The sequence below is a fragment of the Thiothrix sp. UBA5583 genome (assembly GCA_002425225.1).
Lineage (GTDB): Bacteria > Pseudomonadota > Gammaproteobacteria > Thiotrichales > Thiotrichaceae > Thiothrix > Thiothrix moscowensis.
In genome coordinates this window covers 1-25,890 of record DILV01000028.1, presented here as the reverse complement: position 1 = coordinate 25,890, position 25,890 = coordinate 1, and the positions used below count along the sequence as shown (strand labels likewise).

At 53.7% G+C, this 25,890-nt stretch carries 23 protein-coding genes and 1 tRNA gene; 4 read left to right on the top strand and 20 right to left on the bottom strand.

The genetic code is table 11. The features are described 5' to 3' along the window. Window positions 1–7: 7 nt before the first annotated feature. From B2U47_RS11240 to B2U47_RS11170, 15 genes are all read right to left on the bottom strand, one after another. On the bottom strand, window positions 8–913 hold the full coding sequence (locus tag B2U47_RS11240; RefSeq protein WP_296675896.1) for a glycosyltransferase family 2 protein: 906 nt from the start codon (window positions 911–913) through the stop codon (window positions 8–10). 2 nt (window positions 914–915) lie between these two features. Next, window positions 916–1,098, bottom strand: a complete 183-nt coding sequence (locus B2U47_RS11235; RefSeq protein WP_296675893.1) for a hypothetical protein — start codon at window positions 1,096–1,098, stop codon at window positions 916–918. A 13-nt stretch (window positions 1,099–1,111) separates the two neighbouring features. Next, entirely contained in the window at window positions 1,112–3,181 is a 2,070-nt protein-coding gene (locus B2U47_RS11230; protein WP_296675891.1) for an HAD family hydrolase, read from the bottom strand. Then, window positions 3,166–4,446: a glycosyltransferase family 2 protein gene (locus B2U47_RS11225; protein ID WP_296675888.1), complete on the bottom strand. Its 1,281-nt coding sequence runs from the start codon at window positions 4,444–4,446 to the stop codon at window positions 3,166–3,168. Before B2U47_RS11225 ends, B2U47_RS11230 begins: the two co-directional genes overlap by 16 nt. Window positions 4,447–4,498: 52 nt before the next feature. Then, window positions 4,499–5,395, bottom strand: coding sequence for a class I SAM-dependent methyltransferase (locus B2U47_RS11220; RefSeq protein ID WP_296675885.1), 897 nt, complete (start codon window positions 5,393–5,395; stop codon window positions 4,499–4,501). Then, window positions 5,388–6,296 carry a lysophospholipid acyltransferase family protein gene (locus B2U47_RS11215; protein ID WP_296675882.1) on the bottom strand — a complete coding sequence of 303 codons (909 nt, stop codon included), beginning with the start codon at window positions 6,294–6,296 and terminating at the stop codon, window positions 5,388–5,390. The genes B2U47_RS11220 and B2U47_RS11215 overlap by 8 nt, the downstream gene beginning before the upstream one ends. After that, window positions 6,280–7,557 carry an ABC transporter ATP-binding protein gene (locus tag B2U47_RS11210; protein ID WP_296675879.1) on the bottom strand — a complete coding sequence of 426 codons (1,278 nt, stop codon included), beginning with the start codon at window positions 7,555–7,557 and terminating at the stop codon, window positions 6,280–6,282. The genes B2U47_RS11215 and B2U47_RS11210 overlap by 17 nt, the downstream gene beginning before the upstream one ends. Beyond that, the gene (locus B2U47_RS11205) at window positions 7,482–8,261 is read right to left on the bottom strand and encodes an ABC transporter permease (RefSeq protein ID WP_296675876.1); all 780 of its coding nucleotides are present in this window, start codon (window positions 8,259–8,261) and stop codon (window positions 7,482–7,484) included. Before B2U47_RS11205 ends, B2U47_RS11210 begins: the two co-directional genes overlap by 76 nt. After that, the gene (locus B2U47_RS11200) at window positions 8,258–9,043 is read right to left on the bottom strand and encodes a peptidylprolyl isomerase (protein WP_296675873.1); all 786 of its coding nucleotides are present in this window, start codon (window positions 9,041–9,043) and stop codon (window positions 8,258–8,260) included. The genes B2U47_RS11205 and B2U47_RS11200 overlap by 4 nt, the downstream gene beginning before the upstream one ends. Window positions 9,044–9,126: 83 nt before the next feature. Continuing rightward, window positions 9,127–10,677, bottom strand: a complete 1,551-nt coding sequence (locus tag B2U47_RS11195; protein WP_296675870.1) for a hypothetical protein — start codon at window positions 10,675–10,677, stop codon at window positions 9,127–9,129. Window positions 10,678–10,825: 148 nt separating this feature from the next. After that, window positions 10,826–11,236 (bottom strand): hypothetical protein, encoded by a 411-nt coding sequence (locus B2U47_RS11190; RefSeq protein WP_296675867.1) that lies wholly within the window; start codon window positions 11,234–11,236, stop codon window positions 10,826–10,828. Then, window positions 11,226–13,457 (bottom strand): type II secretion system secretin GspD, encoded by a 2,232-nt coding sequence (gspD, locus tag B2U47_RS11185; RefSeq protein ID WP_296675865.1) that lies wholly within the window; start codon window positions 13,455–13,457, stop codon window positions 11,226–11,228. Before gspD ends, B2U47_RS11190 begins: the two co-directional genes overlap by 11 nt. Window positions 13,458–13,579: 122 nt before the next feature. Then, window positions 13,580–14,419, bottom strand: coding sequence for a hypothetical protein (locus B2U47_RS11180; protein ID WP_296675862.1), 840 nt, complete (start codon window positions 14,417–14,419; stop codon window positions 13,580–13,582). Beyond that, window positions 14,403–15,008, bottom strand: coding sequence for a type II secretion system protein GspM (gene gspM, locus B2U47_RS11175; protein WP_296675859.1), 606 nt, complete (start codon window positions 15,006–15,008; stop codon window positions 14,403–14,405). The genes B2U47_RS11180 and gspM overlap by 17 nt, the downstream gene beginning before the upstream one ends. Continuing rightward, on the bottom strand, window positions 14,998–16,056 hold the full coding sequence (locus B2U47_RS11170) for a PilN domain-containing protein (protein ID WP_296675857.1): 1,059 nt from the start codon (window positions 16,054–16,056) through the stop codon (window positions 14,998–15,000). The genes gspM and B2U47_RS11170 overlap by 11 nt, the downstream gene beginning before the upstream one ends. A 176-nt stretch (window positions 16,057–16,232) precedes the next feature. Between B2U47_RS11170 and B2U47_RS11165 the strand changes: the two genes are divergently transcribed. The 3 genes from B2U47_RS11165 to B2U47_RS11155 all read left to right on the top strand — a co-directional run bounded on the left by B2U47_RS11165 (window position 16,233) and on the right by B2U47_RS11155 (window position 19,178). Further along, a tRNA-Ser gene (locus B2U47_RS11165) sits at window positions 16,233–16,320 on the top strand. A 330-nt stretch (window positions 16,321–16,650) separates the two neighbouring features. Beyond that, entirely contained in the window at window positions 16,651–18,288 is a 1,638-nt protein-coding gene (locus B2U47_RS11160; protein WP_296675854.1) for a GMC oxidoreductase, read from the top strand. A gap of 8 nt (window positions 18,289–18,296) precedes the next feature. Beyond that, window positions 18,297–19,178 carry a glycosyltransferase family 2 protein gene (locus B2U47_RS11155; RefSeq protein WP_296675851.1) on the top strand — a complete coding sequence of 294 codons (882 nt, stop codon included), beginning with the start codon at window positions 18,297–18,299 and terminating at the stop codon, window positions 19,176–19,178. Here the strand turns inward: B2U47_RS11155 and B2U47_RS11150 are convergent. The 3 genes from B2U47_RS11150 to B2U47_RS11140 all read right to left on the bottom strand — a co-directional run bounded on the left by B2U47_RS11150 (window position 19,159) and on the right by B2U47_RS11140 (window position 22,461). After that, window positions 19,159–20,454 carry an MFS transporter gene (locus tag B2U47_RS11150; protein ID WP_296675848.1) on the bottom strand — a complete coding sequence of 432 codons (1,296 nt, stop codon included), beginning with the start codon at window positions 20,452–20,454 and terminating at the stop codon, window positions 19,159–19,161. The two genes, B2U47_RS11155 and B2U47_RS11150, sit on opposite strands and share 20 nt — an antisense overlap. A gap of 65 nt (window positions 20,455–20,519) precedes the next feature. Further along, entirely contained in the window at window positions 20,520–21,347 is an 828-nt protein-coding gene (locus B2U47_RS11145) for a universal stress protein (protein ID WP_296675846.1), read from the bottom strand. Window positions 21,348–21,717: 370 nt separating this feature from the next. Next, window positions 21,718–22,461 carry a Crp/Fnr family transcriptional regulator gene (locus B2U47_RS11140; RefSeq protein ID WP_296675844.1) on the bottom strand — a complete coding sequence of 248 codons (744 nt, stop codon included), beginning with the start codon at window positions 22,459–22,461 and terminating at the stop codon, window positions 21,718–21,720. A 124-nt stretch (window positions 22,462–22,585) separates the two neighbouring features. On the opposite strand from B2U47_RS11140, the gene B2U47_RS11135 reads away from it, so the two are divergent. Further along, the gene (locus B2U47_RS11135) at window positions 22,586–23,365 is read left to right on the top strand and encodes a sulfite exporter TauE/SafE family protein (RefSeq protein WP_296675841.1); all 780 of its coding nucleotides are present in this window, start codon (window positions 22,586–22,588) and stop codon (window positions 23,363–23,365) included. On the opposite strand, the gene trxC is transcribed toward B2U47_RS11135, so the two are convergent. Together trxC and B2U47_RS11125 are read right to left on the bottom strand one after the other, a co-directional pair. Next, window positions 23,362–23,793, bottom strand: a complete 432-nt coding sequence (gene trxC, locus B2U47_RS11130) for a thioredoxin TrxC (RefSeq protein ID WP_296675837.1) — start codon at window positions 23,791–23,793, stop codon at window positions 23,362–23,364. The two genes, B2U47_RS11135 and trxC, sit on opposite strands and share 4 nt — an antisense overlap. Before the next feature lie 242 nt (window positions 23,794–24,035). Next, on the bottom strand, window positions 24,036–25,628 hold the full coding sequence (locus B2U47_RS11125; protein ID WP_296675834.1) for a peptide chain release factor 3: 1,593 nt from the start codon (window positions 25,626–25,628) through the stop codon (window positions 24,036–24,038). Window positions 25,629–25,890 lie beyond the last annotated feature (262 nt).

Genomic DNA, 25,890 nt, shown 5'->3' with positions numbered 1-25,890 from the left:
TGAATATTCAGGCAAACAGCAACAACGCCAAATTGCCTAACAAACCCTGTTTGAACAGGCGATGGCGCAGGATATGCTGACGCCGTGCCCAGCCCTGCAAGTGCCGTAATTCTGCCAATGCAGCCACCAGCCGGTAATCTTCAGCGTTCAGCTCATCGCCGAAACGGTGCAGAAAAACTTCAGCCTGCCTGCTCCATGCCTGGATACGCCCCTCCAGCGAACGCAGGGAATACGCCGCTGCCGCCCCAATCTGATTGCCCGCATGTTGCCGATACAGCAACAGGGGATGCGGCAAGGTATGGATATGCCCAAACCAGGCACACACCAGTGCCAGCCAGCGGTCGTGTTCGATAGCATCCTGTGGCAAGGGAAATGCCTGTTGTGCTGCGACTCGGTTGAAAGCGGTAGCGCAGCCGCTCACCACATTGGTCAACAGGTATGCCTGCTTGCGCTGTTCCACATCAAAACCCCGGAGTTCCCACAAGGAAGCCGACAACAGGTTGCGCTGCTGATCTACCACCGCCAGATCGGAATGCACCAGCAAGGCAGTTTCCGCCCCGTATTCCCCTTCCAGTCGCCGCAACGCCTGATATTGCAGCTCCACTTTTTCCGGGAACCAGACATCATCCTGATCACAGAACAGCAGATACGGTGCAGTGCTGGTTTCCACCAGACGGCTAAAACTGTGCTTGCTGCCCAGCCGTGTACCATCTGTCAGTAACTGTGCCAGCTTGCCGGGGTGCTGCATTTCCCATTCCACCAGAATGCGCAAGGTTTGGTCGGTAGAACCGTCATCCCTCACCAGCAGTTGCCAATCCTGACAAGACTGCTTGACGAGCGAATCCAGCAATTCAGGCAGCCAGTGTTCCCCATTCCAGGTAGACAGTAAAATCTGGACGGGAACTGCGCTCATGTTCAATCCCTTTCCAGATAAGCCCGCCACCATTTGGCAGCAGCGCGGTCAAACAGCCATTGCTGCACACGGCTGGCATACCAGCCTGACAACGCCTTGAAACCGGGGCTGAAACAGCGCCCGCGCCCCGAAGAGAAGCGGAACGCCAGCGCGTAAACAAACAGTTTTGCCGGATGTAAGACCATTCTTGCCTGCCCCTTATTTTTCCACAGTATGTAAATACATCATGCGGCAAGCGAAATTCGGCAAGCCGGTCGGAATCTTGTCCAGCAAGGCATAGCGCCATGCGGCTACCCGCATGTGTTGCAACACCTTGCGTGGGCGCAGCAAATCTCCCAGCCCCAGCGCCCGCTTGCCCAGCTCCAGCACATGGTCATGCCCGAAATCTTCGGTATGCACCAGCCGGGTCAGCTCACGGGTTTCTTCACGGGTGGGATACACCACCGCCCGTTCCAGCACGCCATGCACATAGGGCAATAACTGCTGGCTGCTGTAACCGGTCAAGCGTTGCACTGCCTGATAATGCTGCCAGTGGCAGAGGATACCTTCCTGCATCCGCGCCACAGAGGCATTGCAACGCAATTCTGCCAGCCGGTCTGGGGCACTGTCCGGTTTCAGCACGGGTTCAATACGGCCTTCACAATCACGGTAGCCGATCGTGGTCGCCTCATAGGAACGCGCCCCTTGCTCGAAAATTTCCTCAAACTCTGCCGGAATGCGCTCACAGGCATTGCCCCGCCGTGAATCATGCACAATGCCTTCACACACATTGTTGTCACCGAAATCGGCATACAGCTTGGGGACAAAGGCAAAGTAATAGCCATGCAGCACCGGAAAATCTGCCCGCTTGCCAAAGGCTTGTTTGAGGAATTTCTGCACTGTGCCATTCCAGCCAATATCCACCAATGCCACTCGCTTGTGGGCAAAGAAACCGATCTGTTGCAGATAGCGTTGCAACAAGTCACGATGCTTGCCGCCTACCCGGCGGACAATGGCCTGTACCTTGTGGTCACGCAGAAAATTGTGCAGACGGGTATCCTGCCAGTTGTGAATCGGCGCGGTGAAATCGGCGAAACCGTGATCCTTCGCCAGCGGTTGCAACTCGGCTTCCGGCAAGCCGTAGACCTTGCAGACTGACTCCAGCCCCTGTTGTTTGGGGTTATAGAAAGCAACGACGGCTTGCTCATGGCTCAAGCCATCCGCCACTGATGCCGCAGTAATCACCTTGCGAGACAGGTAAACGTATTCTGCTGGTAACTGCTCTTCCAGATCGCGGTACATGCGCTCGAACAGGAAGCCATCGCGTGCCACAAACAGCAGCTTTTCCACTGACTGCCCCTGTTGCTGCTGACGCTGCAAACGCTCCTGCAAACCTTGCATGAATACGCTGAAAGCAGGCCCCAGCACATCACGCCCATAACGGAAGAAGAAATTGCGCGGGTTCAGGCTGTCATCCTGATGGATACGGGTTTGCACGGTCTCGAAAAAGTGCCGCCCCACCCAGATACTGCCACGCTGTGACATGCGGGCAGACAAGGCCAACCGTTCACGGCGGCGCAGTTCCTTTTTCTCGTACAGCCACACCCCCTGGATACCTTCCTTGCAGGCCATGCGCCGGTCAGATACCGGGTTGTCACCGATATGCACCACCTGCCCTGCTGTCACCAACTGGCGCTGCAACATACGGCGGTACAAGCGCCCACTGTATTTGCCTTCCTGATAATCGGCAGAGACATACACATGCTCAAAGTAATGCAGCAGCCCCTTGCGCCCCAACAGCTCACTCAGCAAGTCACGGTTGAGGTACATGTCAGACACTGCCACCATTTTCACGCCCTGCTCACGTACCCAGTCCATGAATACCCGTGCATCCGGCTTGACGTGCAAGCTGGCGTCTTCCAGCGATAATTCGGTCTGGCACATGAAATGCCCCAGAGCCTGATCCTGCTCTTGGAACAGATTTTCCATCCAGCGCGGCAACAGGTCGATGTAACGGCATTCATGGTCAAACCCGGCTGCCACCGCTTCCACCCGCAATGTCTGTTCCGCTTGCTGGCGAGCCTGCCAGACCAGACTGGGGGCAATACCCACTTTTTTACCGACAGCACGACAAACCGCGTGCTGGACAATTTCCGGCGGCTCCACACAACGCGCCAGCAAGGTATCGAAAATATCCAGTGAAATCAGCCGGATTTCCCCCGCCTGAATGCGCGGCTCCAGCCATGTACGGATTTTCTGCCAATCCCGCAGGATCAGTTTTTCAGGCATAACACATTCCCCCTGAGAAGCTGCTGCACATAGCGCAGCGGTGCAAGCAGGCTTTCCCCCAAACGGAAAGCACGGCTGTTGCGTAGTTGTTGTTGTTGTTGCTGTAATTGCCGGATCAGGGCATCACGTTCAGCTATCCATTGGTCACGCTCGGCAATCCAGCCATCACGCTGTGCTACCCACAGGTCACGTTCAGCCACCCAGTGGGCATGTTCCTGCAAGGCCAGTGCCTGCTGCCGGATGATCGTGTCACGTTCGCTGATCCACTGGTCACGCTCAACCAACCAACCCTGTTGCTGCTGTAAATGTTGCTGCAAACCGGTAATACTATGGTCGCGCTCGGCAATCCAGCGGTCACGGTCTGCAATCAGCGGGAACAATTCCTGTTCCTTGGCAACCAGCCGGTTATGGATAGTGGTTTGCCACTCTTCCCCGGTATAGCGGTACAGGCTTTGCAACTGGAACTGTAGACCCTGCAAACGCTGTTCATCCAGCCACTCATGCAGGCAAGGCAACCAGCCCAGCAACAAGCGGGTATTTTCCTCAATCGCTGCCAATGGTTGCTCACGGATGGTATTGGAACCGTGCAAACGATAGCCCAGCAGTTTTTCCCCCGACAGGAAACGCATCCCGAACCCGGCGACCAGTACCCGCAAGGCATAGTCGTAATCATGCACATAACGCAGGTCGGCAAACTCCCCTACCCGTGCATACACCCGCCGGTGAAACAGGAAATTGGAGGTGGTAATCAGGAAATTGCCGCGCAGCAAAGTTGCCAGCACATCGGCATGGCTGGCGTAATCCTGTTTCAGGTTTTCAAACCAGGCTACCCAGTGATGTTCTGTGGTTTCACATGGTAAGGAGTCGGCATCCAGCAAAAATACATCACTGCACAAAAAATCCTGCCGGGTGGTTTCGGCAACATGCAGCAAGCGTTCGAGCCGATTGGGTTCCCAGATGTCATCGGAATTGATAATGGCAAGGTATTCGCCTTGTGCATGGCGCAAACCCTCATTAATGGTGGCAGGCGCACCCTGGTTGCTGGCATGGCGCAGGCATTGCAGCCGGGTATCGGCATGGTCGGTACGTACCGCCTGGATGGTTTCCCAGCTAGCATCCGTGGAAGCATCATCAATCACGATCAGCTCCAGTGCAGTCAGCGACTGTGCCAGCACGGATTCGATGGCCGAACGCACCCAGCGGGCATGGTTAAAGGCTGGCATGATAACGCTGACCTTGATTTCCCCACCTGTCGCCTGCTCCACGCATCCCTCCAACTTGTTATTATTATTGCGATTTAGCCTGTTTTCGAGTGTATCAATGGTGCGTGAACCGCGACTGAATACCCCGCCAGGCATTCGCACCTCGCCGCAGCATCTGCCAGCTACGGGTTGCGTACACCCTGCCTAATTCTGCTTGTGCATCTGCCAGCGCCTGCCGGGTTTGTGCCAAATCCTGCTGCAAGCCCGCCCAGGTATCCTGTGAGGCTGTCAGTGGTTTCAATGGCAAGGCAAAGGTCTGGTGGGTGGCAGCCTGCATTGGCTGAGCCGCCACAATGAATTGGTAAGCCATCGCTTCGGGCGTGTGGAAAGCTGCCAGGGCTTCCGGCGTCACTGCCAAACCGGCGGCTTGCAGGTATTCACTGATGACATCATCTGCCAGATCGTGCCAGGTGTATTCCAGCGCTTGCAACACAAAACCGGCTTCAGCCAGCAGGGCTTGCAGACTGGTAACTGTAAAAAATTTCAGGTGGGAAGCGTCCAGAATGCCGCTGTCTTCATACTGGAAACTGCCGCGCAACAATTCCAGCCGTACCGATGCATGGGCAATATTGGGCACTGACAGTAACAACTGACCTTCGTCCAGCAACAAGGGCTTGACCCGGCGTAACAATCCGGCAGGATCTCGCAGATGTTCCAGCACATCGACCAAGGTAATGACGTCGAATTTCTCGTCTTCCAGCGCATCCAGGCTGTGCGGGTCATCCAGATCCTCGGTCAGAACGTAATCGCAGAAACAACGAGCCTGCCAAGCAGTACGCGGGTTGTTGTCCACGCCGATGATGGTGGCATCGCAATGCTCTTTCAGCAGTTTCGACATGCTGCCGGTGGCACAGCCCAGTTCCAGCACATGCGCGTAACGCGGCACACGGCGCACAATCTGGCTGTGGGAATGGTTGTCATGCAAAGGTAGTTTGGAAGCGGCCTTATTCATAGTTGTTATCCCGTTGTAACAGCGGCAATGCAGGCCACAACCACCAGTGTCCGGGGCTTTCCGTGATTCTTGCCTCAAGCTGGCTGGCGAGCTGGCTCATCATCGCTGATTCATCGTAATCGGGCGGATCAAGTAGCGCAGAAAATTCCGCGATTACCCGTCCATCCCCCAGATCGCGCATGAAAAAAGGCGCGACCACTGCCTTCGTTTTTGTTGCAATTCGATAAATACCGGCAGGTAGGCTTATCCTACTCCCAAGGAAAGGAACTGTCACGCTACCCATGTGTACTTGAGGGTAAGGAACATCAAAAATCAGCGCAATCAGGTGTTTATCCAGTGCGCGATACAAAGGGCGCAAGTCATCACCCTCCACCAGAAACGGCCCACCCAGTACCTGTTGCAAACGTTGCAGCTTGAACAGGCGATAACGGTATTCTGCCGGATGCAGGCCGTGGCTGTTTTCCTGCCCGCCATCACGGGTAATCGTGCCGGTCGTGTGCCCCGCCGCACGCATCGCCGGGCCAGCCAGCCAGAAGCGCCCGAAATGCCCACCAGTCAACAACACCCGTTTGCCTTGCCTGCGAGCCTGTTCCACCGCTGCAAAACCTTGCAGCTCCACCACCTGCTGAATGGGCGGCTGATGCAGATACCAGGTGTCCAGCGCTTCCTGTTCCACCATCCGGTAGTAATCAGCCAGCCAGCCGGACAGTTGCGCAGCACTCGCACGGGGAAAGGCGGCTTGCATCGGGGTGCGGATGGCCTGTTCCTCTTCCGGCCTGCGTTGCCGGAAAACAGATGCCTGTTGTGCAGCCAGCCGGTAGCCCAGCGACGGTGGCAAGCGAGCATAAGCCGGAAACAACAGGTTATAACGCAAGGAAAACGTATCAGGCCGCCAGCGCATTGGTTTCCACCCCCACCGTTTCCCAGCGATGTGGCAACCATGCCATGCCAATGCCTTGCGCCTGCGAAGCCTGTTGTACCCGGAAATGGCAACAACGTTCGCGCGAGTCGTACACATGCACGCCGCTGGCGTCGATCAGCCACACTTCCAGACAATATTCGCCCGACAGCAACGGCAGGGAATCAATCACAAACCTGGTTGCAGCCACACCCTCAGCCAGCGGCTGCATGGTCACGCCATCGTGCACGGTGCTGATGCCATAACACTGGATGTCATCGTTACGGCGGATGACAATACCGACGTGGATGTCGTGCAGGGGGTGTTGAGCGTGACTGGCATGAATGGTGATGGTGAAAGGGTCGAGGGTTTGGTAAGTGTTGCGTTCGAGGGTAACGGAAAGAAGCCGGGGATTCCCCCCCATCCCCAACCCTTCCCCCACGAGGGGGGAAGGGAGTGTTCTTCCGCGCACGTCATCCTGATAGGCATCCACCACCGCTTGTGCCGGGCCTTGCATCCGTACCCTGCCGTGTTCCAGCCAGATTGCCTGACGGCACATTTCCCGCACCTGATACAGGTTGTGGGAGCAGAATACCAGCGTCGCCCCCCCCTCCAGAATCGCCCGCATCCGGTCGAGTGACTTTTTCTGGAAATACTGGTCGCCCACCGACAAGGCTTCATCCACAATCAACACCTGCGGCTCAATCACGGCAGCGATGGCAAATACCAGCCTGACCACCATGCCGCTGGACCAGGTTTTGACCGGCTGGTGGACAAATTCGCCCAGTTCGGCAAACGCCAGCACCTCCGGCAGCTTGCGCTCGATGTCAGCATGGGTAAGCCCGCGCAGTGCCAACCCCATGCGGGCATTATCCACACCACTGAAGTCGGGGTGCAAGCCGCTCCCCAGTTCCAGCAAGGCGGAACGCCTGCCCTGAACGACGCAGCTCCCACTGGTTGGTGGCAAATTTCCCGCCAGCATTTTCAGAAAAGTACTCTTGCCTGCCCCATTGTCACCGACAATGCCCAGCGAATCACCAGCCGCTACATCCAGGCTAATGTCCTGCAAAGCATGGAAACAGGCATGACGCGGGCGGCGCAACAGCCATTCCAGCAAGGCATCACGCGGATGCGCATAACGCCGGTAAGCAATACCCGCTTGCACCAGCCTGATCGCCAGCCCCGGATTCATAGCACATACCTCGCCCGAGGCATCAACTGCCGGAACAACAGCAGCGCCAATGGCAGCAACATCACTACCCATACCAACAGCAAGGCAAAACTTTCCCACAGGAAGATACCTTCCAGCAAAGCGGCACGGTAGCCTTGCACCAGTTGTGCCAGCGGATTCCACCCAAACCAGCCGTGGAAACGTTCCGGCACGGCATCCAGTGGATAAACGATGGGGGACAACAAAAGCAACACCGTCAGCAAAGGCGGCATCATTTGGCGCAAGTCACGCAGGAACACACCCAATACCGCCAGTGCATACGCCAGCGCCACTGACAACAGGATACGCAACAACAGGAAAGGCGGGTAACAGAAAAACGCCTGCCAGTAGCACTGCCCTTGCAAGCACAGCCACAGCAGCAGCAAACCTACCGACAGCAATTCCAGCCAAACAGAAGCACCAACCGGCAACAGCGGCAACAGCCCGGCAGGCAAGGGGGAATTCAGTAATATATCGCGCCGCTCGGCAAGGATGGCAGGCGAACGTACCAACACTTCCGCCAGTGCATTGAACATACCCAACCCGGCAAACAGCCAGGCGGCAAATGTTGCGGTCGATGCCATAGCCTGACCGCCGGAACGCACTTGCAGGATTTCCCCAAATACCAGAGCGTACACCAACAGCATGAATAATGGTTGCGCCAGTAACCAGAATACGCCCAGTGCTGTTCCGGTATAACGTTCGCGCAGATCACGTTGTAACAGTTGTCGGAACAGTGTCAGGTTCGCCCGATTCACCTGTTTGTGCCAGCGGCCGGATCAGGAGCCGTATTACTGGCATTTTTTTGCCGGAACTGTTCGCGCAAACCATCCAGCAAGGTTTTTTCCTGGGATTCACGGTATTCACGCTGCAACTCGGCAATGATTTCCGGTTTGACTTCATCCAGCGGGCGGACTTCTGGAGCCTTGCGTTCCAGCAAGTACAATAGCCAGGCACTGCCACGATGGACGACCACCTTGCTGAGCGGTTGCTCTGGCGTCAATTGCTCGGCAGCTTCGTAGAAAACATCCGGCTTTTGCCCCTTGTAAAACCACTGGCTGTCACCCTCGGTCAGTTTGCGGTCAGCCGCTTCACTGTGCTGAAGGACGGCAATCTTGAAATCCAGCTTGCCACTAGCAATTTGTTCGCGCAATTCTTCCAGTTTCTTGATTGTCGCGGCTTCCTTGTCGCCATTGGCATCCATTTCCAGTACCCGTACACGCAAACGCAGTGGCAGGGAATAAGCCTTGTCCTTGCGTACCTGATAGAGTTCTTCCGCCCGCGAATTAAAGTCAGGCATGTTTTCCGTGAGTATGGCATTCAATGCCAAACGGGCAAGCTGTTCCTTGCGGAATTCTTCCACCAAACGCGCAAGTTCAGGGTCTTTGTCCAGCCCTGTTGCCAGCCCTTTTTCCACCAGAGCATCCCGGATAAACAGACTTTCAGCGGGCGGAACAGACGTATCAGGCGAGGGTGTATCAGCGGCATAAGCCGTCAGGGAACATGCGCATAACAGCGCTAAAACAACGTTACGCAGCATAAGCATCATTACCAGTTAGCAAGCCAAAAACAAATACAAACAGACAGGGGTGGAGGTACACCACCCCTGTCACCAGTCAGGAATTAATCACGCTGGATTTTGTGTGGCAATGCATCACCCACACGTTGACCACCTTTCCCGGTGGTACCTTCGATGAAGGATGCACCTGTGGCTGGCACACCTTTATAGATACCACTGGTCGCCGCATAAGCACTCGGGGTCGCGCTGTAGGCCGCTGCTGACTTGAAGCCACTGGACAAGTCATACCCTGGGAAGGACAAACGCGCCCAACCACTGATAAACGGCCCTACACTGAGTGTCTGCTTGGATGAGCTGGACAATACTGTACGGCTGGCATCGTAAGACAGATCCGTAGACTTGAAGCTGATGACGTTAACTTCACGCAACAGCATACTGGAATCATCCACGGTAGCATTGATACCGACCGGCGGTGAGAAGCCGAAACTGTCAGTGACCTGACCACCCGGTGTCGCTGTCCAGTTGGCACGCCCTTCTTCACGGTCATAAATGCCTTTTTCAAAGTTCGCCAGCACGTCCTTCTTGGTAGCGTGGATACCGTGTTTCTTCATCGGGAAGGTCACTACCCAGTCAGTATGCCCGTCATACCCGAATGACGGGTCGAGGTAGTATTCGTTCATCAGGTGAGGCGCTAACAAGACATGCGCGATCGGATACGGGTTGGTTCCGCAAGCCGGAGTCAGGGCATCGCCGTCATTCAGGCAGGTATCCTGTGTCTGGTTCCAGGTGGTGACAACCAGCTCGGCTTCACCGGATGGCTTCTTGACCATCAGGCTACTGCTGTCAACGTTACCGGATGCCAGCGATGGCAACAGGAACTTGTCAGGATCGTGGGAGAGGTAATGCTGAGCCTGGGTACTGTAGTTGTCGATAGCGACAGGATCCAGGGTAAAGGCAGCACCGGCAGACACGTTAAGCACTGCAGAGGAACCAAACAAGCCACCCGTTGGAGCACTCAACCCTTTGGCGGCTGAACCAGCACCCTGCGTGAAGCTGCCTTTCTTCCAGGCTTCCTCAACCGTTTTACAGTCGTTTGGCTTACCCTTATTGTGCAACACACCGGTCTGGACAGCGGCATCTTCCACCACGCCCATTTCGATGACTTCGATATAACCTTCACGGGTATCATCAGCCGTCACATTTTTGTACAGGTTGTGCCCGGTAAACGGCACGACCGCCTCACAGCGGTTTTTCCCGTCAGCCCCTGTAGAATCACAGTCAGCCGCAGCCTCCATCGGCAGGGTACACGACTTGTCGGTCGTGCGCAGATGACCGATCAGATTGCCTTTGCCATCATCCCCGGCCTTGACCGTACCCACCCACACGTCTTCTGGCGACATGTAGATATTGAAGTCAAGAATGTCATTACTGTACTTGCCTTCACGGAAACGGATTTTGACAGCCTTGGTCTGGTCAGTGGAGTTCACCAGATTGATGTTGGTCTGATAACCCTGTTGGGCATTGAAGTAAGGGAAAAGCAGTACCTGACCTGTGCCATCCGGGTTCAAGTGGACTGCCTGTGCGCTCGTCAAGGCTCCCACTACCCCCAGGATACCAGCCGAAACGCCCAGGGCGATTTTATGCTTTTTGAACACTTGCGTGCCTCCTCGTTCTATCTTTTATATTATTGACGGAGTGTAAACTGATCTTTTAAATCGTTTTTCTTGTTCTTGAACCCAAACCGGCCCTAGAGCGTTATGCGTCCATTATAAGCCAGTCTATCCATTGTTCTTATACCAGACATTACTCTTTTATATACCGCCAGTCTGAAAACCAGCCTTCCTTCACCCAAACCTCTGCTACGCGGTCAGAGCTCTCGACAGGCTTGGACAAACCACGCATTTTCATGCTGACCGTCACATCAAGCGTCACGGTACAACGGCTGGCGGAATCATCACACTTCACTGTTTCCACCGTCGCCCTGTTCCACAAACCTGTTCCACGCACATTGTTCCTGAAATGCTCGTAAGGGGTAGCCTGTTTGAAAGCATCCGTGTAGTAGTGGTAAGCCTGTTCCAAATTTCCGGCAATCAGGTATTCCCAGCGTTTCTGCGCGGCCTCAGCCACATCCTTTTCCGCCGTCATGCCCCCACAGCCTGCCAGCAACACTGACAGGTAAACACCCCAGAGATAACCATGAACCTTAGTTAACATATTGCCCCTTCAATTGCGGCAGGAACTTGTCCCCATCCATCAAACGTTGCATACGATCACGCATCTCCTCGCCAGTCTTGACCAGATCGCGCTGATCCTTGATAGCAGTCGGCGTAATCAGCACCAGCAATTCGGTGCGTTTGCCGCCACTGCTGCTGCCACTGAACACACCACCGACTACTGGCAACTTGGAAAGACCCGGCACACCGTTACGGCCTTCCGAACTGTTATCGCGGATCAGGCCACCCAGCACGATGGTTTCACCACTCTTGACTGCCACGTTGCTCTTGATGTTGCGTTGCAGGAAGCTGCGGTTGTTGGTCGCTGCGTCAATTTCACCCACATCAGTAATATCCTGCTGGATGTCCATTTTCACCAACCCGTTGGAATTCACGTGTGGCGTGACTTGCAGGGAAACCCCGGTGTCCTTGTATTGTACGGTGGTGGAAGTTCCACCATTAGCATCATTCAACTTGCCAGTAAAAATGGGTTGCTGATCGCCCACCCGGATGGAAGCTGTCTGATTATCCAGCACCAGAATGGAGGGCGACGACAAAACACGCACCTTCGATTCCCGTGCCAGCGCATTGATGGCGCCCAGCACGCGGTCAGACCCTAGCGTGGTTGAGAACGAGAAACCGCCCGGTTCAGTCGCCAAGTCACCCAGTCCCTTGGCTCCAAAAGCATTGCCATTGTTCTTGAAATACCACTGCAAGCCATACTCCAGCCCGTCGGTCAGGGTCACTTCCATGATGGAGGCTTCCACCTGTACCTGCATCGGCATCACGTCAATGCGCTTGAGCGCTTCCAGAATCTGCTGGTAAGTATCATTGGTAGACATGATCATCAACGAGTTGTTGGTCTTGTCTGCCACGATCCGCACTTCAGCATCCGGGTCAATGTTCATACCACCCGTACCACTATCGCCCAGCATGGTTTTGGCAGATTCCACGCCTGTTTTGACAGCCTGACCATCCCCACCTACGGTTGCCGGTTGCAAACCTGGGGCAAGGCTGGAAGTGCTACTGCCTGCCAATGCGCTTTTACCGCCACTGCTTTTCTTGCCACCAAAAATCTGGTTGAGCATTTCCGCCAGATGTTCAGCAGAGCCGTTTTGCACATGGTAAACAAACAGTTGCTGGCCTGCGGTCGGGCTGACCTGATCAAAACGGTCAACCCAGTCCTTCATGTCCTTGAGGTAATCGGGGTTGGCTGAAATGATCATGATGCTGTTCATATGCTCGATGGGCATGATCTTGATCATACCAGCCATCGGGCTGTTGCCACTTTCACCGAACAGGGCATCCAGATTTTTCGCTACCACAGCCGCTTCCACGCTTTTGACCCGGTACAAACCTACCGACATGCCTTTCAGCACATCCACGTCGAACGTCTTGACGGTCGCCATCAGGTTAGCAAGTTCGGAACTGGTTCCCGCCAGCACCAGCAGGTTACGGTTCGGATCAACCCGCACAAAGGCTTCCGGGTTTGCCAGTGGCTCCAGAATCTTTTGCATTTCGGCGGCTGGAATGTAACGCAAGGGTACAACCTGGATACCGTATCCCGGCGCAATCTTGCCTGCAGATGGCATGAAACCGCGCCCCTTGAGGTTGGCTCGCGCCGCCACCCGATAATTGCCGGTATCATCCTTGTACAGCGCGGCTCCCTGCGTTTGCAGCAGGGATTCCAGGGTAGGAATCAGGGCATCACGCGGAATGGGTTCGCTGGAATTGATGGTCACTTCACCCTCCACCCCCGGCTCGACAGTATAGGTTTGCTTGAGGATATCCCCCAGCACCACTTTCACCACTTCGCGAATGCTGGCACGTTCAAAATTCAGTGCCACCCCGTCATCTGTGCTTTTGCCGCCGATTTGTGGGCGCTTGACATCGGAGCGGTAATATTCCCGATCGCCCAGAATCAGTTCCACATCACCCGTTTTCTTGTCGGCCGTCGTGCCGGATGGCTTCATCGCATCCCACGCAGGCGTAGAACCGCCTTCTTCACGCTGACTGGCTGGCTGCTCAGTAGTAACGTGGCTGGCAGGTCTGAGTTTTGGATAGGAGTAAACGCCATCGTTGAGTTCCTTGATGGCTGCGCTGCGTTGAAAACCGCCGGATTTCATGTTGTCACGATAGCCTGGGCTGTTTTTGATCGACGTGCAAGCGGACATAAGCACCGCAACACCGACCAGCCCCATCATGCTGCCCCTGTAATTCACAAAGCTAACCCCATTTGTTTTTATTATTGCAGCATCCCGAACTGGCGTTCAGGAGTGCTCGGTACTCATCATGTTAATCGGTTTACCAGCCGATAAAAAGTACAGTTTATCGGATAATCGCTTTACCGTTGCTGACCAGCGGTGTTTCCTGCCGGTGCAGGCACTGCCTCTGCCTCATTGCCACCCAATGCCCCCCAGCGTGATGCCATCAGGCGCTGACGGGCTTCCAGGGCATCCTTGACCGACAAGGCGGGAGGTTGCTTGCTGGTATCAGCCGGAAATGGCAAGCCTGCATTCTGCGCTGCCGGATCACCTGTTGGCATAGTTTGTGGTGGAGGTACAAGCGGCACTGCTGGTACTGCTGCCTGTTGCTGCTGACGTGCCTGCTGGGCTTGTTGTGCTTGCTGGGCAGCCTGTTGCTCACGCAATTGCCGTGCTTCCGCCACCTTGGGGTTTTCCTGCGGTGCGGTAAAGTCTCCTACCAGCGGCAGGTCTTTCTCCTGATCACCCAGCTTCAGGATCAAACGGTCGGGATCAATACCACTGACCTTCCACGCACCCCACATATCACCCTTACGTAAATGGCTACTGACCCCGGTGGCATTCTGCATAACCCCAAACAAATGGTCGCCTACATCAATAATGCCGATCAGTCGACCTTCCGGCAAAGCCGTATCAACCGGTAGGGCAACAGGCTGCTCGGCAAGCTCCACCTTGGGCGCCTCGGGCGCTTTGCGTGCTTCCCAGAACAACGGGGTTGCCACCATTTGCGGATAAGCATTCAAATCAGGCACATCCAGCACGCTGGCATCAGGAATCTGCACGCTGACCCCACCAGCCGCACCCGACTGGTTTTCATCCTGCATTTTCAGGTTGAATAGGCTCCAGCCGGTAGCTGCCAGCAATAACAAGCCCGTCAGCAACAAGAATGCCTGAATGGGCGGATCAATCAGTTTCTTCATGTTTCACCTCACCACCGCGCCAGTAAGTGGAAATTCGCACTTCAGCCTTGACTACCTGCTTGTCTGCCCCCAAGCCTTCCAGCGGTTTGATGTCGAGGCTTTCCACAAACATCAGCGGACGTGCCCGGTAAGCCTGATGCAAAACTTCGCGCAACAAGGCCGGGCTAGCTTGAAACACCGCCTTGACCATGACCCGCTCGTATACCGAACTGGCTTCCCCTTCCGTTTGCGGCTGCTCTTCCACTACCTCGGAACTGATCAACACCCCGTTGTCGCGGGTAATGACAGTCGCCAGATGTTTCTGCAACTCTTTCGCCACTTGTGCTGAAGTCATACCTGCCGGATAAAACAGTTTGTCCAGCCCTTGCTGCTGTACCCGCTCGTATTCCGCCATGAATTCAGGGGTGGCATTGGCAATCTGGCGGAAACGGGACAACTGCTGGTAGCCGGTTTCAATCCGCTGCCCGTAGTCCAGCGATAGTTGCAATACTGGCAAGACCAGCAGGAAAACCAGCGCCAGCAGCACGACTACCAGCATCCCCCACGACAACAGGGTCTGGTGTTTTTTCAGGGCAGGATTATTCAGCATGAGCGACCTCCACACTGGCTTCGATGTGGAAACGGTCACGCCCGTTATCTTTATTGCGGGTGACGGGCGACTTGAAGCGCACATTGGCAAATTCCTGCGCCTCTTCCAGCGTATCAATCAGGGTCAATGCCTTTTCGGATTCGCCCCGCACTTCCAGCGTTTTGCCATCCAGACTCAGGCGTTCCAGCCAGGTGTGGGCAGGAATGTCAGCGGAAATTTTTTCCACCACATCCAGTGCGACAGGCGAAGTACGGCGTTTTTCTTCCAGAAAGCGCAAGGCTTCTTCGGCTTGGGTCAGCTTGTCGCGGATCGCCAGTTGTTCGGCGGAAGACTGGCGCAACTCCGCCACAGCAGTTTCAATCTGTTCCAGACGGCGGTATTTGTACGCCAGCGGTGCCAACAGAGACACCACCAGCGCTCCCAGAAACAGATAAAGCGGAATCATGGACCAAGAACTGGCTTCACCGGCTTGCTGCTCATGCGCCAGATTGACTTTACCGGGTGCATCTACCGTGGAAATCGTGTGAACCTGGGTAATGCCACTGTCTGCCAATTGCCGCAGTAAACGCTCGACCAGATGGCGTGGTGCGACATAAATATCTGCCAGCAATTCCTTGCGCACCTTGTCGTGTTGCACCACCCGCGCATCATACAGGGCATTGTCGGGGGCAAATGGGGTCAGACGGTCAAGCTGGTAGCCCACAACCTGACGCAGGCTGTCCTTGACCGCTTCCGGGAAATGGCGCTGCATCCGCAACACTTGTGCCTTGCACAAACGCAACTCGATCTGCCAAGGCTTGTGGGCTGCCTTGGCTGGGATCCAACCTGACAGGGAAGCACGATCCGCATCAGCCAGCGACCACTCACCACGCTCTTGTTGCTTGCCGTCGTCTTCCCAGAAAATGCGGGCACTTTGCTCGTCCTGCATGTGCAACACCAGACGCGGCAAATCCCGACGGAACAGTTTACGCAAGCCATCCGGCAGACTGGCATATAAGCCCTCGCCCCACCAGCGCATGAATGCTTGAAGTTTTGGAATGAATGCCATGTGTGTGTTTTTTTATTGTTAAGCCCACTGGTGAGACTAGCGCACCAACTGACCTTTTGTCGAACCTGACCCGACCAAGTGTAAATTTCCTGACGGTCAAGTCACGCAGCGGTTTACAAGCCACGTTTCCTGCGCTACGATTGCGCCCTTGATTTTGCCTGATGGCAAGTCTCTGCGGAAAGGTGTCCGAGTGGTCGAAGGAGCACGCCTGGAAAGTGTGTATACGGCAACGTATCGAGGGTTCGAATCCCTCCCTTTCCGCCATTATTATCAAAAGCCTGCGAAAAGCGGGCTTTTTTATGCGCAAAATACAAACAAAACCTCACTACATCGGTCACACATACCCTGCCAACCGCTCGTCTGCTGATTCATACCGACATTTGCACTGTTGCTAACTTCAAGCAAGAAAACCCGTAAAATTTCCGTAAAATTGAATGAGCGGTTGCTGCATTTCTCATGTAACCCACTATACTTCACAGTAAGTGATGGGCGAGCATCATAGAAACACTGACCAGCGTTTTCATTTGTAGCGATTCGCCATAATCCGTTAAAAATATTTAAAAAATATGGTGTCTATATTTTATGCATTACAATATGCAATCAGTTACCAACAACCAAATCATCAAAACCAACGTATGCATTATTGGTAGCGGCCCAGCAGGCATGACACTCGCCAATGAGTTTAGTGATGGCAAACAAAGTGTTGTTGTGCTTGAAAGCGGCGATGACAAGGCAAGCCGCTATGGCGATGACCTGAACAAAGGTTTCCTTTCAGGCATGTTGAATCAGGCAACACACGAAGTCAGAGCCAGACAGGTCGGTGGAACTGCCAATCACTGGATCGTCAAAATGGCAGGCAACAATGCCAATGGTTTCCGTTTTGTACCCTTGCAACCGCTGGATTTTGCCACTTGGCCATTATCCAGAGAGGAAATTGATCCATACTACGAGCGTTTGCACCATCTGCTCAACCTTGGCCCTTTCGCCTATGACAATCTGGCTATATGGAAAGGCAACACCCAGGGAGCAACCCTGACCAATCAGTCGATCAATTCCGGTATTTTCTCTTTCTGCGGCACAGATTATTTCACCAAAACATTTCCTGCCAAACTGCAAAACAGCCCTACCCATCACCTGTACCGTAACGCCACAGTCAGTGAATTGATCACCAGTACCGATGGCAGCAACGTGCTTGCCGCCAAAGTACTTGCGCCGAATGGCAATACCATGACCGTTGAAGCTGACCAGTTCATCCTTGCCGCAAGTGGCTTTGGCGTACCACAAATCCTGCTTAATTCAAAAAGCCAGTGCCATCCTGACGGGCTTGGCAACAACAACGACGTGGTTGGGCGCTACTACATTGACCATAGTTTGATATTCCACGGCTATTTCAAAATCAGTCCCAATATGCATGAAAAACTGAAATTTTACGACATGCGGGACATTAACGGCGTATCGGTTATTGGCAGTATCGGCTTGCCTGAAGCATTGAAAAAGCAAGAAAACCTGCAAAACCTTGAAGCCATGTTATTTCCCAAACCCAATGAGAAGAACTATAACGCTTTCAAAAGTGTCCAGGAATTTGCCTGGGCAATAAAACAAACCAAACCAATGGAACACTCTTTATGGCGAAACACGGTTAACCTTGTCAAAGGCTTGCCTTATTTGATACACATCGCTTACCAGAAGTATTTCAATGGCATGGTTCTAATGCCCGGTCTTGCCACTGGCGGCTGGTCGAAGCTCTCCCCCAAAGAACTGGACAAACGTTACCAGATTATTGAATTGATGGGGCTGGCAGAACAACGCCCCAAAAAGACCAACCGGGTAACGCTCAGCAATACGCGGGATGCACTGGGTATGCCACGTATTGCCGTGCATATGGACTGGGATGAAACAGACACCCAATCCATTATCAAGACTGAAAAAAAGCTGGTTGAAGGTTTGCAAGCCCAAGGCTTTGGCGAATTTCATTCCTACCATGAACATAATGGCAACAAACTTAATTATTACTCTCACACTTGCCACCACCTGATGGGTACCGCACGTATGGGCAATGATCCAACCACTTCGGTGGTTGACAGCAATTGTAAGATTCATGGCGTTAACAACTGCTACATTGCCAGTAGCGCTGTTTTTCCATCCGGTGGTTATGCAAACCCAACCATGACCATGTTAGCCTTGTGTTTACGCTTGGCTGACCATCTTAAATCCTCTTTTACGCAAAGTTGAGGAATAACATGAACCCAACTGTCAGTATTGGCCTTCCTGTTTACAATCGCGAAAAACTGCTCCCCACAACCCTGGATTCGCTGTTGGCACAAACATTTACAGACTTTGAAATCATCATTTCAGACAACGGCTCCACCGATGGCACAGCAGCCATTTGCCAGGAATATGCCCGCAAGGATACCCGCATCCGTTACATACGCCAGCAACGCAATCTGGGCGTTTTCGGTAACTTCCGCTTCGTCAAGGATGAAGCCCGTGGCACATATTTCATGTGGACAGCCTCTGACGACCTGTGTGAACCCGAGTTCATCGCCAGCATGGTCGAATGCCTTGAAGCCAACCCCGAACTGGCATTGGTCATGACGGATGTCAAAACCATAAACGACCGTCAGGAAGTCATTCATGTTGACCGTATGGATGCCATTCGCCTGCCCAAAGTACTGGGCAAACAAGCGGAAAACCGCCTGCTGTTTTTTAACTACGGCGACCCCAATCACCTGTATCACTGTATTTTCGGCCTGTACCGCACCGATGTTGCCAAACGCTGCGAATTTCCGGCCAAGGCATGGAAAAACATGGTCGCTGATCTGGAAGTCCCCTTTTTGGCACAAGTCGCAACCAAAGGCTCCATTGCCACCTTGCCAACCCCTCCCCTCAAGATTTACCGCTCACATAGCGGCTCAACCTACGTCAAGGAAATGAGCAACAGACGCCTGTTTGACAAAGTGATGCGCGGGCTGGAAATACGCTGGCTGCTGAGCAAGGCAACTTTGTTTAATGATTTACCTTGGCGGGTCAGGATTAAGCTGTTCAGCAGAATTTTCAGCTCGTCCGTATGGTCACTGAGCAACTTCCTGCACGGCAAAAGTGTTACTGCCCTGCCCGGTTAGGCTGTTTGCTGCTTGGCATCAGCCATAACAGCAGACCACCAAGCCCGATCAGCAACAGGATCGCCAACAGCCCCATACGTGGCGATCCTGTCATCAGGCCAACCCAACCGACCAGCAACGGCCCCAGCACCGCCGCAAACTTGCCCAGCATGTTGTAGAAACCGAAAAACTCGGCAGCACGTTCTGGCGGAATCAGGCTGGCATACAGCGAACGGCTCAACGCCTGCACCCCACCCTGCACCAGACCAACTGACAGTGCCAGTTTGTAAAAATCATCCACATCCTGCATGAAAGTTGCCCCAACAATGATCAGCACATACCCGCCCAATGCCAACAGAATGCCATTTTTTGCCCCCAGCCAGTTGCCAATCCAGCCAAAGGCCAACGCCGCCGGGAAAGACACAAACTGGGTAATCAGCAAAGCAGTAATCAGGCTGGAAGTATCAAACCCCATCGTCTTACCAAAATCCACCGCCATGAAAGCCACCGTATCCACCCCGTCGATGTAGAACCAGTAGGCCAGCAAAAACAACCACACCACCCGCTGCTGGCGGATATGCCGGAAGGTATCGCGCAACTCAGCCAGCGCATTGCGGAACAGTTGCCCCAACGGTAACGCCCGCGTTGGTGGCACGGCATTCTGCGGCTGTTTCCCCACCCATAACCACAAGGGAATGGCAAACAGTGCCCACCATAACGCTGTCAGCAGGAAAGACACTTTCACCGCATCCGTCTTGGATGCCAACCCGAACAGTTCTGGCTGCAAAGTCATCCAAACACACAGGGCAAACAGCAAACCGCCCCCCAAATACCCCAGGCTGTAGCCCAGCGCAGAAGTACGGTTGAGTTCCTTTTCACTCGCCACATCCACCAGCAGCGAGTCATAGAAAATGTTCCCGCCCAGAAAACCGATAGCACCCAGCACATACACCAGCATTGCCAACTGCCATTGCCCTTCCGCCAGCCAGTACAAACCGGAGGTTGCCAGCATCCCCAAAGTAGCAAAGCCTATCAGCAGACGCCTTTTCAAGTTGCCCTGATCCGCCAGCGCACCCAGAAAGGGAGCCATCAACATGACCAGCAGGCTTGCCCCTGAAGTTGCGATCCCCAGATTCAGGGTAATTTCTTCGGAAGGCAGCCCCTTGGCCCAGTAATCGCGGAAAAAGATAGGGAAAAACACCACCATCACCGTCATCACAAACGCCGAATTGGCCCAGTCATAAAAGGCCCACGCCCAACGTTGGCGCGTATTGCTGTAGGGGGTGGTGTTGGACACGACGCGGCTTCCTGTCTTTATTCTGAAAGCAACATCATACCCGGTTTAGCTGTGCAAAGTGAAAATCAGAGAGGTACGGTCAGCAACGGACATGCCGTTTTTTGCAAAACCTGCTCAGTGGTACTACCGCGCAAAGCATCCAGAAAGCCGTTGCGCCCTTCAGTTGGCATGACCAGCAAATCACAATCAGTATCCCTGGCTGTTTGCAGGATCACGTCGACCACACTGCCCTGCCTGACCTGCGTCTGCCATTGCCAGCGGCTATCCGCAGGCAAGTGCACAACGGGTACGTCAGCCTCGTTGCCGACATGCAGCAATATCACCGTGCCACCGTCCAACCCCAATTGGTTCAGCAAGGAATGCAGCACACCAACTGCTTCCTGCGGATGAGGATGCTGAGTCATGGGTAACAGGATGTTGCGCAATACCATGCTGCCATCCTGCGGGTTGACAAAACCCTTGATGCCATGCGGGATCATCAAGGCTTTCTCACCGGAATTCCTGACCACCGGCGTGCCCACTGCGTGATGCAGCCAGCGCATCACACCTGCATGTTGATGCACCGCCAGCACCACCAGATCAGCCGCATGGGATTGCAAATAATGTTCGCAGGCATGTGCCGGGTTCTTGCTGTGTGAAACAATCTTGCGGACTGCCATATCCAGCTTGTCGACTGCCTCACGCCCACCACCTGGCTGGATCACGCCCCATTGCTCCAAGGTGTGACTGACACTGGGAAAATCGTCCCGGTGGATACTGCCATGAGTACCCGCCACATGCATGATGGTCAGGCCGGAGTGCCCTGACATGGCTATCCGTAAAGCATGATAAAACGCTGTTTCGCTCGCGGCTGACAAATCGGTGGGATGAAAGATCCGTTTCAGTGCAGACATTGAATACCCTCTACGATATTGGCTGGTACAGGCATTTTGCGTGCTACACCATCCATTTTCCCTGACAGAAATCAGGTTTTAGCCTGAAAAACAGAAATCCGCCCTTGGAAAAGGGCGGATCAGAGGGTTCTATGGGGATTATTGTTAAACATTGCTTAGTCAGTTGCTTAAAGTAGTGTTAGTACGTCACTTTCAGGGGAACACTTTCCAAACCGCTTGATCCGTTTCCCTTAAGAACAAGACCAGCTTATAGCAACAAGATTATTCAATGTTGACAATTATCACTTATCAGCGAATTTACAGAAAATAATACTGATAAATATATTTCGTAAATTAAAATTATTAATTAATAAAAATATTAAATCATCAGTCAGATAATGTCTTCCTGCCAGGCAAAGCGTTGCAAGCCTGCGCGGTTATAGCTGATACCAGTATCATCCTGTTTGACCAGCATGTTTGTCCGCTTGAATTCTGCCATGACCCGGCTGATGGATTCACGGGTAACACCTGTCAGCGCCGACATGTCACGCACACCCAGTAAGTGTATTTGCTGCTCCCCTGCCGCTTCAGCCAAGGCAATCAGCTTGAGTAACGCTCTGGCGACCCGTTCCCGTACTGTACCGGTTGAAAACTCAACGATCACTTGCTCCGCTGCATGAAGCTGGTGATGCCAGTGTTCCATCAGTGTTTCAAAAAATACCGGATGCTGTTCAGCCAACCGGTGCAAGATAACATAGGGAATCTCGCAAACTTCCGCCGCTTGCAAGGCTGTTGCGTTATGGTCATAACGGTGGGAATGGTCTAGCAGGGCTTCAATACCGGCCACCTGCCCCGGCTCGACCAGCCGCACAATCCGCAGGTTGCCGTCATGCAGGGTTTCTTCCAGCTTGAGCAAGCCCTTACGCACCACAAAAACATGTTGCGCCACCACACCTTCGGCATACACCAGCTTGCCTGCCGGGTAACGGTATTGCTGGATGGGGCGCAGCAATGGCTCCATTGCCTGCACATTCAGATCGGCAAACAGGGTTTGTTTGCGGATAGCACATTGCAAGCAATTTGCCCTGCCTTCCCAGCGGACATTCAAACACTTGCTCTCGGAATGATTCTGCATCTGTCAAACCCTAACACTACTTATGTTGTTAACTTTAGCAGATATTTCGACAAATTTGATTGCTTGTCCGTTTGACAGGCAAACTGCCACAATATGCCCCGATCTGATGGACAGGAGCAGGATATTGGACATTTCATGGGGTGTGATACTAGTCAGTGCCATTGCCAGTTTCGTGGCGTGCTTTTTTTCAGCACTGGCAGGCGGTGGGGCGGGTTTGATCCTGCTGCCGATCCTGATCCTTAGCGGTTTGCCCTTCATCAACGCGCTGGCATCACACAAACTGGCAGTGGGTTTCATCGGCATTGGCAGCACTTTTCGCTATGCGCGTGAAAACCTGATCGACTGGAAGGTTTTCTGGTGGAATGCGCTGCTGGGTGCACCATTCGTGGTAGCCGGTACGCTGTTTGCGACAGCACTTGACCAGAACCTGATGCTATTGCTGGCAGGAGTGTTTATCCTGCTGATGGCGGCAGTTTCATGGCTGAAAAAATCCAGCGGGCTGCAACACACACCACAAATCCAGCGCAGGCAGGTGCTCATTGGCAGCCTGTTGCTGATCCCAATTGCATTTTATTCCGGCTGGATTTCGGTAGCCAGCGGCGTATTCACTACCCTGCTGTATGTCTACCTGCTACGTTTCGACCAGTTGCACTCCACCGCCATGACACTGGCAGCCAACGGGCTAGTTTGGAATGCCATCGGTGCGGTTGCCCATCTAACCTTGGGGCATATTCACTGGGAAATTGCGCCAGGACTGATCTTCGGCGCGGTCACAGGTTCCTATTTGGGTGCATCGCTAGGTATCAAAGCAGGCAACAAACCCCTCAAGCACATATTCCTGCTGTCCGCAGTACTGTCAGGGCTGGTATTGATATACAAGGCGCTACAGATTACACCCACCTAAAGCAGGCTGCTGACCCAGCGCACAATATCCGCCGCGCCCATTGCCCCGGAAATACGCCCGATTTCCTTGCCACCCCGGAATACCGCCATGGTAGGGATACTGCGGATACCGTACTGCGCCCCAATCATCTGATGGTCTTCAGTATTGAGCTTGGCGAAACGCACTTGCGGTTCCATTTGCGCTGCCGCTTGTGCAAATGCCGGAGCCATCATGCGGCACGGCCCACACCAAGGTGCCCAGAAATCCACAACGACAGGGATGTCATTGCGGCTGAGGTGTTTACTGAAATTATCACCCGTCAGTTCAACAGGATGCGCATTGAACAGGGGACTGTGGCACTTGCCGCATTTGGCCTCGGCAGACCGCTCGGCAGGCACGCGGTTGGTGACACCACAAGACGGGCACACCAGATTGATCGGATTACTCATGGGATGTCCTCAAAGCTGTTTTTCATCCCAACCAATATGGGGCTTGCTGGCAGAATTTCAAAGCTCCTGACAAGCCTAGGGTAAACAACAGGAAACAGATACCCTCTGCTACGTCAAGGTTGCACTACAATTCTTCATGGTGATTCACGCAACACTACCATAAATACATAGTCAATCTTAAAAAATCACACTAACCCTCGCAAGTTCAGGCTATCCGGCTCCCCTGGGTAGCCTTTTTCTTTTCAGGCAATATTGATGCCATGCTCACGGGTGGAATGGAACTGGATGTCCGGCCATTTTTCCTGCGCCATTTGCAGATTGATGCGGGTCGGGGCGATATAAACCAGTTCACCGGAATGATCGTAAGCCAGATTCTGCGCTGCCTTGGTCTTGAACTCTTCCAGCTTTTTTTCGTTGCCAGATGTCACCCAACGTGCCGTCTGCACATTCACGCCTTCAAAAATGGCATCGACCTTGTATTCGTCTTTCAGACGCTGTGCCACCACATCAAACTGCAACACCCCGACTGCACCAAGGATCAAGTCGTTGTTATTGAGCGGTTTAAACAACTGGGTTGCACCTTCTTCACACAATTCTGCCAAACCTTTTTGCAACTGCTTCATTTTCAGCGGGTCACGCAGTTGCGCCCGACGGAACAGTTCCGGGGCGAAGTTAGGGATGCCAGTAAATTGCAGGTTTTCGCCTTGGGTGAAAGTATCCCCAATGCGGATGCTGCCGTGGTTATGGATGCCGATAATGTCGCCGGGGTAAGCATCTTCCACATGTTCGCGGTCGGATGCCATAAAGGTAAGCGCGTCAGGGATTTTCACATCTTTGCCGATGCGCACATGCTTGGCTTTCATACCCTTTTCAAACTTGCCGGAACAGATGCGCATAAATGCCATACGGTCACGGTGTTGCGGGTCCATATTGGCCTGGATTTTGAAAACGAAACCGGTAAAGGCTTCTTCACCCGCTTCGACCTTGCGAGTGGTAGTCGGGCGAGCTTGCGGAGCGGGGGCATTTTCCACGAAATCATCCAGCAACTCGCGGATGCCGAAGCTGTTTAACGCTGTGCCGAAATAGACGGGTGTGAGTTTACCGTCGAGGTATTCCTGCAAGTTGAATTCGTGGCTGGCACCTTGTACCAACTCGATTTCGTCGCGTAATTCCTGTGCCTGCGTGCCGAGTTTCTCATCCAGTTCTGGGTTGTCCAGCCCGTGGATTTCGTCGTATTCCTGACGGCGTTCGGTGTCCGGCTTGTAGAGGATCACCTTGTCCTGATACAGGTGGTAGATACCTTTCAGGCGCTTGCCCATGCCAATCGGCCAGGTGATCGGGGCGCATTTGATCTTGAGGACGGTTTCGACCTCATCCAGCAGTTCAATCGGCTCTTTGCCCTCGCGGTCGAGCTTGTTGATGAAGGTCATGATCGGCGTGTCACGCAGGCGGCAGACTTCCATCAGGTTGATGGTGCGTTCCTCGACCCCTTTCGCTACGTCGATCACCATCAGCGCGGAGTCAACCGCTGTCAGTACGCGGTAGGTATCTTCCGAGAAATCCTCGTGCCCCGGCGTATCGAGCAGGTTGACGATGCGCCCGTTGTAGGGGAACTGCATCACCGAGGAGGTGACGGAAATCCCGCGCTCCTTTTCCATCGCCATCCAGTCAGAGGTGGCATGGCGGGCGGCCTTGCGGCCTTTGACCGTCCCCGCAAGCTGGATTGCCCCCCCGAACAGCAGCACCTTTTCGGTCATGGTGGTCTTACCCGCGTCCGGGTGGGAAATGATGGCGAAAGTGCGGCGGCGGGCGGTTTCTTGCAGGCGGTCAGTCATGGTATCGGGTTGTGCACATGGTTGGAAAGGGGCAGATTATAGCGGAAACATCGACGGCAAACACACTCGAACAATTCGCGGGAGAGCCTTCTATACAAACCATTCGGTCTTTAGTTTAAAACTAGTTACAAAAAATCAAGGCGCATTATGTGTTTTTGGGGGGTTTTCGTGGAGGGAGGAAGAAAAAAAAAAAAAGAAAGACACAGTGCACCTGCTCCCGTTGTCTCTGTTTTCTTCTTTATATAATATGTAAAAATATAAT